The organism is Bradyrhizobium sp. CCBAU 21365 (genome assembly GCF_015291305.1).
GTDB lineage: Bacteria > Pseudomonadota > Alphaproteobacteria > Rhizobiales > Xanthobacteraceae > Bradyrhizobium > Bradyrhizobium elkanii.
In genome coordinates this window covers 3,833,356-3,845,719 of sequence record NZ_CP030036.1, presented here as the reverse complement: position 1 = coordinate 3,845,719, position 12,364 = coordinate 3,833,356, and the positions used below count along the sequence as shown (strand labels likewise).

General features: G+C 64.4%; 3 protein-coding genes. 2 read left to right on the top strand and 1 reads right to left on the bottom strand.

What is annotated here, in order from left to right; translation table 11 throughout:
• Window positions 1-10 precede the first annotated feature (10 nt).
• Both XI02_RS17425 and XI02_RS17420 read left to right on the top strand, forming a co-directional pair.
• Window positions 11-1,261, top strand: coding sequence for an HlyD family type I secretion periplasmic adaptor subunit (locus XI02_RS17425; protein WP_018270880.1), 1,251 nt, complete (start codon window positions 11-13; stop codon window positions 1,259-1,261).
• A 220-nt stretch (window positions 1,262-1,481) separates the two neighbouring features.
• A complete protein-coding gene (locus XI02_RS17420; RefSeq protein ID WP_018270879.1) occupies window positions 1,482-2,495 on the top strand; it encodes a transglutaminase-like cysteine peptidase in 1,014 nt (337 codons plus the stop codon).
• 84 nt (window positions 2,496-2,579) lie between these two features.
• Here the strand turns inward: XI02_RS17420 and XI02_RS17415 are convergent, their stop codons facing one another.
• Window positions 2,580-12,302, bottom strand: coding sequence for a DUF5801 repeats-in-toxin domain-containing protein (locus XI02_RS17415; protein WP_194483460.1), 9,723 nt, complete (start codon window positions 12,300-12,302; stop codon window positions 2,580-2,582).
• Window positions 12,303-12,364 lie beyond the last annotated feature (62 nt).

Below are 12,364 nucleotides of genomic sequence, written 5' to 3'. Positions count from 1 at the left end.
CAAATACATTATGGCGTCTTCCGATTTCACCTTTGCAAATGATATCCGGTCCGCGGCGCTGCTGCGCACGCCGCGCACCTCCCGCATGCTGCTGTGGACCTCGTGCGCGCTGCTTGCGACGTTCTTGATCTGGGCTCATTTTGCCGTGCTGGACGAGGTCAAGCGCGGCAGCGGCCGCGTCGTGCCGTCGCGACAGATGCAGGTGGTTCAATCGCTCGAAGGCGGGATCGTCGGCGACATCCTGATCCGGGAAGGCGACATCGTTCAGCAGGGCCAGTCCCTGATGCGCATCGACGATACGAAATTCGCTTCCGAGTTCGGCGAGATCCGCGAGCGCCGCGCGGCGATGGCGGCGCGGGTGGCGCGTCTCGACGCCGAGGCGCGCGGCCGAGCCGAGATCACCTTCCCGGATGATCTCGACAAGATGGTTCCCGCCGCCGTCGCGACGGAGACCAGCGTGTTCAAGATGCGGGGTCAGAAGGTCGCGCAGGACATCGACGTTCTCAACCAGCAGGTCACCCGCCTCACCGGCTCCCTCAAGCTCCTGGAGCGCGAGCAGACCCTGACGCGCAGGCTGTATGAGCAGAAGGTCGTGCCCGAGATCGAGATGCTGCGACTTGATCGGCAGGCAACCGAGATGAAGGGACAGCTGGCCGAAGCGCAGTCGAAGATCGCGAACATCACCGCGTCGTTCCGTTCGCAGGCCGACGAGGATCTCGCCAAATCGCGTGCCGACCTCGCCGTGCTCGACGAGAACATCAAGTCCGCCCAGGACCGGGTGCGCCGCACGGATCTGAAGGCGCCGGTCCATGGCATCGTCAACAAACTGAACATCAGCACCATCGGTGCCGTCGTGCAGCCGGGCGCCAACCTGATGGACATCGTGCCGCTGGACGACACGCTGCTGGTGGAAGGCCGGATTCGTCCCCAGGACATCGCGTTTATCCGTCCCGACCAGGATGCGGTGGTGAAGATCAGCGCCTATGATTCTTCGGTCTATGGATCGCTGAAGGGCAAGGTCGAACGCATCAGCGCCGACACCATCGTCGACGACAAGGCGGAAAAGACCGAACGCCAGGAAACCTTCTACCGGGTCATGGTGCGCACCGATAAGAACCATCTCGGCACCGAACAGCATCCGCTGCCGATCATTCCGGGCATGGTGACCACGGTCGAGGTCCTGACCGGCGAGAAATCGGTGCTGGACTACATCGTGAAGCCCGCTCGCCTGCTGCGCGACGAGGCCCTGCGCGAACGCTGATCGCGACCAGGGAGTCCGTGGTTAACCGATCGTGACCTCGGTTCGTTCAATTTCGAACGAACCGGCAAACCCCGGATTGACCGCCTTTTTGACATTCGAGGCGGCGGCCCCCTCCACTTAACTCCGCTTAAGCTGCCAAGGCGCCAGTTTGCGTCCCGATAACAGCGGGGACGCAGATCGACGCACAGACGTTGACGGTCCCCGACATTGGGGACGTCATATGAAGTCGTTGAAGTTTGCTTCGTCGGCGGTCTTGGCCGCGGCTGCACTGACAATCGGTCTTTGCGCCACGCCTGCCGCGTTTGCCGCGGACGAGCTCTCTCTTGGAAGACCCGCCGGCGAACGCGCGCGCGCCGTGGACGCCGCGTCGAACCGCCCGCCTGCCACCTTCTTCACCATCGCCGACGTCCTGGCCAAGCTCGACCGGCAGCGCGGCCGTGGTCCGAACGCCATTCGCACCGCCTCGCTCACGCCGCCAAACACCGCGACCGACGCGGTGCCCGCGGCAAAGCCGCTTCCGCCTGTCGGCGCCGAGCCGTTTGGCCTGTTCACCTTCCGCGCACCGGAAAACGGCCTGTGGCGCAAATGGCGCGGCCTCGAATCCGATCTCGCAAAGGAGCAGAGCGTTCTCGAGCAATGCCGGGACAGCGCTGCCGGCTGCCCATCGCAAGCCGCGCAATTCCTTCGCCTGATCGGCGCGGTCAAGTCCAGATCCGGACGCGACCGGCTGGATGAGGCCAACCGCGCCGTCAACCAGGCGATCCGCTATGTCAGCGACTTCGCCCAGCACGGCGAGGCCGACCGCTGGACCGCCCCGCTCGCCACCTTCGCGACCGGCAAGGGCGACTGCGAGGACTATGCGATCGCAAAATACATCGCGCTCAGCGAAGCCGGCTTCCCGCGCGAGGATCTGCGCCTGGTGCTGGGTCGCGATCGCACCATCCGCCAGGATCATGCCGTGCTGGCGGCGCGCCTGGATGGCCATTGGCTGATCCTGGACAGCCGCCGCTCCGAACTGATCGACGACGGCGAGCTCGGCAACTTCACGCCGATGTTCGCGATCAACGACCGCGGCGTGCAGCTGTTTGCGGCACCTTACGCCAAGCGGCTCCCGCTCGGCGATGAACTCGACGCGGCGCCGGCGGCCGCCAATGCGGTGGAGACCGAATGGACCGGCGCGGAAGCGCTGGACGCGGCAAGCCCGCTCTTGGGCTTCCTGCCCGTGCTGATGTGATTGCGCGCGAGCAAGGCGACAATTCAATCAGTAAAAATCCGCGGAGAGGTCTCCGCGGATTTTCGATTTTGCTGCAAGCCTGGCCTAGAAAATATGAACGTTCGTAGCCGCCGGCAAGCCGGTGCTCACATGTGCGAGGTCCACCTTGTCGGAGCCCGTGCCATTTGCCGAGTACCAGAGCTCATGGGTCGTATTGTTGAAGAAGAACTTGTTCGTGCTGGCACTTTCGTTCCAGGCGCTGGCGCTGTTCTCGGTCCCGCCGGTGACTGCCGATGACGTGAACTGACCGGCCGTAAGGGCGTTTGAGGCGCCCGTCGGCAGGCTCAGACCGGCCACGTCGAGAAGGAGCGTATCACCGCTGTTGAAATCACTGATGATTTGGTGGGCGCTGAGATTGAGAACAAACTTGTCGTCCCCACCATTGCCAGTGAGCGTCTCGCTGGTTGGTCCGGCGACAATGACATCATTGCCGGCCGTGCCCAACAGGGTCGTGGTGCCATTAATGTTGATATTGATGGTGCTCGACGCCGTGTCGCCGTCACCGTCAATCGTCGACACGTTGAAGCTCAGATCCTCGGAGACGTTCGTGGTCGACGAAACTCCGACGCCAACCAGGTCGACCTTGCCGCTGCCTGTCACGTCCGTGAACTGGACAGTGTAGAGCTGCATGCCGGCCGGCGCTGTGGGCGTCGACCATTCGGTGGCGACCGTGGTGTGGGTGGAAGGATCGAAATCACCGGATACCGATGTGATGGAGGCGGCGTGCACTCCGTCCCAATAAGATACGACATAGTGGATTTTGTCGCCGCTGGCGTAGTGCGAGAACGTGTAGTTCGCGACCGATTCGTTTGCCGGCGGATGGAACGCGGCGTTGCCGACCGGGCTGGCGATTGCGCCGCTCGTGAAATCGAACAGCAGCTTTTCATTGGGGTCGAAGTTATTGTTGTCGACGCCCCAACCGCTGGTTGATCCGTTCACACCGCCTTGGCTGCCGCCGGAGGTCGAGCCCGAAACAACCGCCAGCTGATCGGTGTTCGAAGAAAGAATCTGCTCTTCCGATGGTCCCGAGCCGAAGGAGGATGAACTGCCGACATTCTGGATCGTCGTCTCCGTGAATGGCTGAAGCAAAGTGAATAGGTAGTGACCGCTTGTGTCATCCAGATTCAGCGTGAAGATATTATTCGCTGCCGACGGGGCCGCACCGATATAGGCCGTCAAATTCTGTCCAAATGCGTCGATGGAATAGTGCACGGTCTGGCCATTGAACGTCAGACCGGCCGGCGGCGTGTTTCCAGTCAAGGTGAAGTCATATGCGCCAAAACCATCGGCGCCGGAGAACACGGGTAGGTTACCGAGCACGGACACTCCCGCGTAATCGGCAATGATTCCATGCTCGATCGTGCCGAAACTCGGGCCGTCGTCGAGGAAGCTGATATGAGTGCTGATGTCGGCGGTGGCCGTCACATGATCGCCATCGGCGTCCGTCAACGTGACCGTCGCGCCGATCTTGCCGGCCGTCATCGTCAGCAGATCGTTCGGACTGGCGGTGCTGTTGTGGTGGAGCGAGAGATAGTCCGCCACATAGAGCTGACCGGTGATCGGATCGATGGCGATCGCGAAGGCCGTTTGGCCCGTCAGGCTCGGGTTGGCGACATCGTTGCCCACAGTACCGATGATCCGGCCGCTGGCATCCAGCGACAGCTCGATCCCTGCGCCATCCGTCAATGTCAGACCTGACGCAGCGCTGAGGACGCTCAACGCATAGGTCGTAGACCCCGCGCCGTCAGAGCCGAAGCTGCCGCCGGCCACCGCCAGGATGCTGCTCGCGCCCGTCGAGGCAAAGCTGAGCGCACCGTTGTCAAGTGACGCTGCCGACACATCGGTGTCGACGCCCTTGTTCGCGACCGTGCTGAACAGCGCGGCGACAGTGCTGGCGGCACCGTTGAACGTGATCGCAGTGGAGCCGAGCACGTCGCTCGCGCCACCGATGGTCTGCACGCCGGGCGTCTCGTCCACGCCGATGTTAGCTGCGCTGACCGTCGCTGTCGGCGCCGTCGGACCGCTGTCCTGGATCGTGAACACACCGGTGCCGAGGTCGAGCGGCGTCGACACGCTGTCGCCGTCGGCATCGACGATGGTCTGCACCACCTGCAACAGATTGGCGCTAGCCAGCGTCAGCGTGGCCGCATCGTCCGAATTGTTCGGATCGGAGTGCCAGATGTTGTTGACCTGGGTGAAGGTCACGATCCCGGTCGCGGGATCAATGGTGATCGTGAAGTAGGTCGTCGCGCCAACCGAACCGGTGATCGTGTTGCCGGACTGGTTCAGCAGAATCTGCGCACCCTGTCCGATACCATCGCCGTCGCCGGCAGTCTTGTCGGTCGCATCGAGCGCATAGAGGCCGGAGGCCACGTTCGAGCCCGTCAGCTTCAGCGTGTAGGTCGTCGAACCAGCACCGTCGCTGCCATAGCTACCGCCGGTGAAGTTGTCGGAGAAGTTCGCCGTCACGGAAACAAGCCCGTTCGGCGCCGTGCCGCCCGCGGTGTCGGTGCCAACAGGACGCGTCTCGTCCAGCACCAAGGTATCGGTCGGGCCGGTCACCGTGCCGGCGGTCGGGCCGCTGTCCTGGATCGTGAACACGCCGGTGCCGAGGTTCAGCGGCGTCGACACGCTGTCGCCGTCCGCATCGGTGATGGTCTGCACCACCTGCAGCAGATTCGCGCCAGACAGCGTCAGCGTCGCGGAGTCATCCGGGTTGGTCGGATCGGAGTGCCAGATATTGTTAAGCTGGGTGAAGGTCACGATGCCGGTCGAAGGATCGATCGTGATCGTGAAGTAGTTAGTGCCGCCGACTGAGCCGGTGATGGTGTTGCCGACCTGGTTGAGCACGATCTGCGCACCCTGTCCGATACCATCGCCGTCGCCGGCGGTCTTGTCGGTCGGATCGAGCGCATAGAGGCCGGAGGCCACGTTCGCACCGGTGAGCTTCAGCGTGTACGTCGTGCTGCCAGCACCGTCGCTGCCGTAGCTGCCACCGGTGAAGTTGTTGGAGAAGTCCGCCGTCACGGAATCAAGGCCGGTCGGCGCTGTGCCGCCTGCGGTGTCGCTGCCAACGGGACGGGTCTCGTCCAGCACGAGGGTGTCGGTCGGACCGGTCACGGTACCTGCCGTCGGGCCGCTGTCCTGGATCGTGAACACGCCGGTGCCGAGGTTGAGCGGCGTCGTCACGCTATCACCATCGGCGTCCGTGATGGTCTGCACCACCTGCAGCAACTCAGGGCGCGTCAGCGTCAGCGTCGCCGCATCGTCCGGGTTGGTCGGATCGGAGTGCCAGATGTTGTTGAGCTGGGTGAACGTCACGATCCCGGTCGTCTCATTGATCGTGATCGTGAAGTAGGTCGTGCCGTTCGCCGAACCGGTGATCGTGTCGCCGACCTGGTTGAGCACGATCTGCGTACCTTGGCCGATGCCATCGCCGTCGCCGGCGGTCTTGTCGGTCGGATCGAGCGCATAGAGGCCGGAGGCGACGTTCGAGCCCGTCAGCTTCAGCGTGTACGTCGTCGACCCAGCACCATCGCTGCCGTAGCTGCCGGCGGTGAAGTTGTTGGAGAAGTCCGCCGTCACGGTGTCGAGCCCGGTCGGCGCCGTGCCGCCGGCAGTATCCGTTCCTGTGGGACGGGTCTCGTCCAGCACGAGGGTGTCGGTCGGACCGGTCACGGTACCTGCCGTCGGGCCGCTGTCCTGGATCGTGAACACGCCGGTGCCGAGGTTGAGCGGCGTCGCAACGCTGTCGCCATCCGCATCGGTGATGGTCTGCACCACCTGAAGCAGGTTCGCGGCCGACAGGGTCAGCGTCGCGGCATCGTCCGGGTTGGTCGGATCGGAGTGCCAGATGTTGTTGAGCTGGGTGAACGTCACGATCCCGGTCGTCTCGTTGATCGTGATCGTGAAGTAGGTCGTGCCGTTCGCCGAACCGGTGATCGTGTCACCGACCTGGTTGAGCACGATCTGCGTTCCCTGCCCGATGCCGTCGCCGTCGCCGGCGGTCTTGTCGGTCGGATCGAGAGCGTACAGACCGGAGGCGACGTTCGCACCGGTCAGCTTCAGCGTGTAGGTCGTCGACCCAGCACCATCGGAACCATAGTTGCCGGCGGTGAAGTTGTTGGAGAAGTCCGCCGTCACGGTGTCGAGCCCGGTCGGCGCCGTGCCGCCGGCAGTATCCGTTCCGGTGGGACGGGTCTCGTCCAGCACCAAGGTGTCGGTCGGGCCGGTCACCGTGCCCGCCGTCGGGCCGCTGTCCTGGATGGTGAACACACCGGTGCCGAGATCGAGAGGCGTCGACACGCTGTCGCCGTCGGCATCGACGATGGTCTGCACCACCTGCAGCAGATTCGCGCCAGACAGCGTCAGCGTCGCGGAGTCATCCGGGTCGTTCGGATCAGAGTGCCAGATGTTGTTGAGCTGGGTGAACGTCACGATCCCGGTCGTCTCGTTGATCGTGATCGTGAAGTAGGTCGTGCCGTTCGCCGAACCGGTGATCGTGTCACCGACCTGGTTGAGCACGATCTGCGTTCCCTGCCCGATGCCGTCGCCGTCGCCGGCGGTCTTGTCGGTCGGATCGAGAGCGTACAGACCGGAGGCGACGTTCGCACCGGTCAGCTTCAGCGTGTAGGTCGTCGACCCAGCACCATCGGAACCATAGTTGCCGGCGGTGAAGTTGTTGGAGAAGTCCGCCGTCACGGTGTCGAGCCCGGTCGGCGCCGTGCCGCCGGCAGTATCCGTTCCGGTGGGACGGGTCTCGTCCAGCACCAAGGTGTCGGTTGGGCCGGTCACTGTGCCCGCCGTCGGACCGCTGTCCTGGATCGTGAACACGCCGGTACCGAGGTCGAGCGGCGTCGTCACGCTGTCGCCGTCCGCGTCGGTGATGGTCTGCACCACCTGTAGCAGGTTGGCAGCCGACAGCGTCAGCGTCGCAGGATCGTCCGGATTGGTCGGATCGGAATGCCAGATGTTGTTGAGCTGGGTGAAGCTGACGATCCCCGTCGAGGGATCGATCGTGATCGTGAAGTAATTGGTCCCGCCAACCGAGCCGGTGATGGTGTTGCCGACCTGGTTCAGCAGGATCTGTGCACCCTGCCCGATGCCATCGCCGTCGCCGGTGGTCGTGTCGGTCGCATCGAGCGCAAAGAGCCCGGACGCGACGTTGGCGCCGGTGAGCTTCAGCGTGTAGGTCGTGTTGCCCGGGCCGTCGCTGCCGTAGCTGCCGGCCGAGAAGTTGTTCGAGAAGTCTGCCGTCACGGTGTCGAGGCCGGTCGGCGCCGTGCCGCCCGCCGTGTCGGCGCCGACGGGACGGGTCTCGTCCAGAACCAACGTATCTGCCGCCGCGATCACCGTGCCGGCGGTCGGGCCGCTGTCCTGGATCGCGAACACACCGGTGCCGAGGTTGAGCGACGTCGTCACGCTGTCGCCGTCGGCGTCGGTGATGGTCTGCACGAGCTGCAGCAGTTCGGGGCGCGTCAGCGTCAGCGTCGCGGCGTCATCCGGGTTGGTCGGATCGGAGTGCCAGATATTGTTGAGCTGGGTGAAGGTCACGATCCCGGTCGCGGGATCGATCGTGATCGTGAAGTAATCGGTGCCGCCGGCCGAGCCGGTGATCGTGTTGCCGACCTGGTTCAGCACGATCTGCGCACCCTGCCCGATGCCGTCGCCGTCGCCGGTGGTCGTGTCGGTCGCATCAAGGGCGTAGAGGCCGGACGCGACGTTGGCGCCGGTGAGCTTCAGCGTGTAGGCCGAATTGCCCGGGCCATCGCTGCCATAGCTGCCGCCGGCGAAGCCGTTCGAGAAATCCGCCGTCACGGTGTCGAGCCCGGTCGGCGCTGTGCCGCCCGCGGTGTCCGTGCCGACAGGACGCGTCTCGTCGAGTACCAGCGTGTCCGTTGCGCCGGACAGCGTGCTCGCGGTCGGGCCGCTGTCCTGGATGGTGAACACACCGGTGCCGAGATCGAGCGGCGTCGACACGCTGTCGCCGTCGGCATCGACGATGGTCTGCACCACCTGCAGCAGATTCGCGCCAGACAGCGTCAGCGTCGCGGAGTCATCCGGGTTGTTCGGATCAGAGTGCCAGATGTTGTTGAGCTGGGTGAACGTCACGATCCCGGTCGTCTCGTCGATCGCAATCGTGAAGTAGGTCGTGCCGTTCGCCGAGCCGGTGATGGTGTCACCGACCTGGTTGAGCACGATCTGCGTTCCCTGCCCGATGCCGTCGCCGTCGCCGGCGGTCTTGTCGGTCGGATCGAGCGCATAGAGGCCGGAGGCGACGTTCGCACCGGTGAGCTTCAGCGTGTAGGTCGTGCTGCCAGCACCGTCGCTGCCGTAGCTGCCGCCGGTGAAGTTGTTGGAGAAGTCCGCCGTCACGGTGTCGAGCCCGGTCGGCGCCGTGCCGCCCGCGGTGTCGCTGCCAACGGGACGGGTCTCGTCCAGCACGAGGGTGTCGGTCGGACCGGTCACCGTGCCCGCCGTCGGGCCGCTGTCCTGGATCGTGAACACGCCGGTGCCGACGTCGAGCGGCGTCGTCACGTGGTCGCCGTCCGCGTCGGTGATGGTCTGCACCACCTGCAGCAGATTGGCAGCCGACAGCGTCAGCGTCGCGGAGTCATCCGGATTGGTCGGATCGGAATGCCAGATGTTGTTGAGCTGGGTGAACGTCACGATGCCGGTCGTCTCGTCGATCGTGATCGTGAAGTAGGTCGTGCCGTTCGCCGAGCCGGTGATGGTGTCACCGACCTGGTTGAGCACGATCTGCGCGCCCTGCCCGACGCCATCGCCGTCGGCGGTGGTCGTGTCGGTCGCATCGAGCGCAAAGAGGCCGGACGCCACGTTGGCGCCGGTGAGCTTCAGCGTGTAGGTCGTGTTGCCAGCACCGTCACTGCCGTAGCTGCCGGCCGAGAAGTTGTTCGAGAAGTCCGCCGTGACGGTGTCGAGGCCGGTCGGCGCGGCGCCGCCCGCGGTGTCGGCACCGACAGGACGGGTCTCGTCCAGCACCAACGTATCCGCCGCGGCGATCACCGTGCCGGCGCTCGGGCCGCTGTCCTGGATCGTGAACACGCCGGTGCCGACATCGAGCGGCGTCGTCACGCTGTCACCGTCGGCATCGACGATGGTCTGCACCACCTGCAGCAGATTGGCGCCAGCCAACGTCAGCGTCGCCGCATCGTCCGGATTGGTCGGATCGGAGTGCCAGATATTGTTGAGCTGGGTGAAGGTGACGATCCCGGTCGAGGGATCGATCGTGATCGTAAAGTAATCGGTGCCGCCAGCCGAGCCGGTGATCGTGTTGCCGACCTGGTTCAGCAGAATCTGCGCACCCTGCCCAATGCCGTCGCCGTCGGCGGTGGTCGTGTCGGCGGCATCAAGCGCGTAGAGACCGGACGCCACATTCGCGCCGACGAGGTTCAGCGTGTAGGTCGTGTGGCCCGGGCCGTCGCTGCCATAGCTGCCGGGCGTGAAGTTGTTGGAGAAGTCCGCCGTGACGGTGTCGAGGCCGGTCGGCGCCGTGCCGCCCGCAGTGTCCGTGCCAACCGGACGGGTCTCATCCAGCACCAGGGTGTCGGTCGGGCCGGTCACCGTACCGGCGGTCGGGCCGCTGTCCTGGATCGTGAACACACGGGTGCCGACATCGAGCGGCGTCGACACGCTGTCGCCGTCCGCGTCGGTGATGGTCTGCACCACCTGCAGCAGGCTCGGGCTCGACAGCGTCAGCGTTGCCGGATCGTCCGGATTCTTCGGGTCAGAATGCCAGATGTTGTTCGACTGCGTGAAGGTGACGATACCGGTCGACGGATCAATCGTGATGGTGAAATACGTCGTCCCGCCGGCGGAGCCGGTGATCGTGTTGCCGGACTGATTGAGGATGATCTGCGCGCCCTGTCCGATGCCGTCGCCGTCAGCAGTGGTCGTGTCGGTCGGATCCAGCGCGTAGAGACCCGAGGCCACGTTCGAGCCCGTGAGCTTCAGCGTGTAGGCCGTATGGCCGGGGCCGTCGCTGCCGTAGCTGCCGGAGGTAAAGTCGTGGGAGAAGTCCGCCGTCACGCTGGCAAGCCCGCTCGGCGCAAAGCCGCCCGGCGTGTCGCTGCCAACCGGGCGCGACTCGTCCAGCACCAGCGTTTCCGCCGGGCCTTCCTTCTCGATCACCGTGCCGGCCGTCGGACCGCTGTCCTGAATTGTGAACACGCCGCCACCGAGGTTGATCGGCGTTGTCACGCTGTCGCCATCCGCGTCAGTGATGGTCTGCACCACCTGCAGCAGGCTGGCGCTGGAGAGGGTCAACGTCGCCGCGTCATCCGGGTTGGTCGGATCGGCATGCCAGATGTTGTTGACCTGGGTGAAGGTGACGATCCCGGTCGTCTCGTTGATCGTGATCGTGAAGTAGGTCGTGCCGTTCGCCGAGCCGGTGATGGTGTCACCGACCTGGTTGAGCACGATCTGCGCACCCTGCCCGAAATGAGCCGGGTTGGTGTCGGTCGGATCAAGTGCATAGAGGCCCGAGGCCACGTTCGTGCCGGTGAGATGCAGCGTGTAGGCAGTGCTGCCGGCACCGTCGGCGCCGTAGCTGCCGCCGGTGAAATTGTTGGAGAAGTCCGCCGTCACACTGGCGAGGCCGGTCGGTGTCGTGCCGCCCGCGGTGTCGCTGCCGACAGGACGCGTCTCATCCAGCACCAGCGTGTCGGTCGCGCCGGTCACCGTGCCCGCCACCGGACCATCGTCAAGGATGGTCAGATGCGAGCCGACATCGACGCTCGCACTTGCCGACTGATTGTTGTTGTCAGTCACGGTGGCGGTCAGCGTGATCAGACCCGACGCCAGCGTGATCCCTTCATTGAAGTTGCCCGGCGTTGCCTCATGAACCGCGCGCAGATCGGTCAGCGTCACATGACCGGTAGCGTCAACCGAGACCGTGAGGACCAGATCGCCACTGATCGCCGTGCGCCCTTCCACGACGCCGGCCGCGTTGACCGTCAGCAGAACGTGCTGACCGGTCGCCGAATCGATCAGACCGGAATCTTCGTTCGGTGTCGTGACCGACAGCGCATAGGTCAGCGACTGCTGGCCGCCCGGTACCGTGACGTTGAACGACACCTGCACAGACGCGACCGTTGCCCCTGCGGGTCCGAGCCCCGAACCGGCAACGCCATGGTTGGTGGCCGCGGTCAGGAAGCTCTCATCGACAATCAGCGCCGACAGGGGATTGCCGGAAATGATCGGAGGCGGAGCAATGCCCAGCACGAAGCCGGTCGGCGGCAGCGCAGTCACGAGGTTCGGCAACTCTTCCTGCGGCGCCAACACGTTGGTCGGCACAGGAGCTAACGGATCGACCGCGAACGGACTGAAGTTCGCGCCGCTCGCCTGCGCGTTGCCGTTCGAGTTGCCGCCATTGTCGGCGGCCGGCAACACCGAGGCGTCCGTGCTGATCGGAAACAGATTGGCGAATTCCTGGACCGAAACCTCGCGCCCCGGCGCCATCTCGATCGTGACATTCTTCTGCCCATCCGCACGGGAGTCGAAGAACGGCTCAACCGTGACGGTCGACTGGTTGTCGAACAGGATGATCAGCTTTTCGCCGACGTGAACCAGCGTGATCTTTTCATTGGCGATCGACGAAAAATCGACCTTCACCTTCTGGTCGTATCCAAGATTGACGACCACCGCCTGATCGGTCAGCGGCTTGGTCAGCTTGTAAATTCGTACGGGAGCCGAATTGGTGGAATTGCCGGTGCCGGTTGCCTGAGCGACCTGAAACGAACCCTGCATTATCAACTCCGCAAAATGCGATTAGAGGAAAAGTTGTAGAAAAATTTAGTTTTAGGCTATTG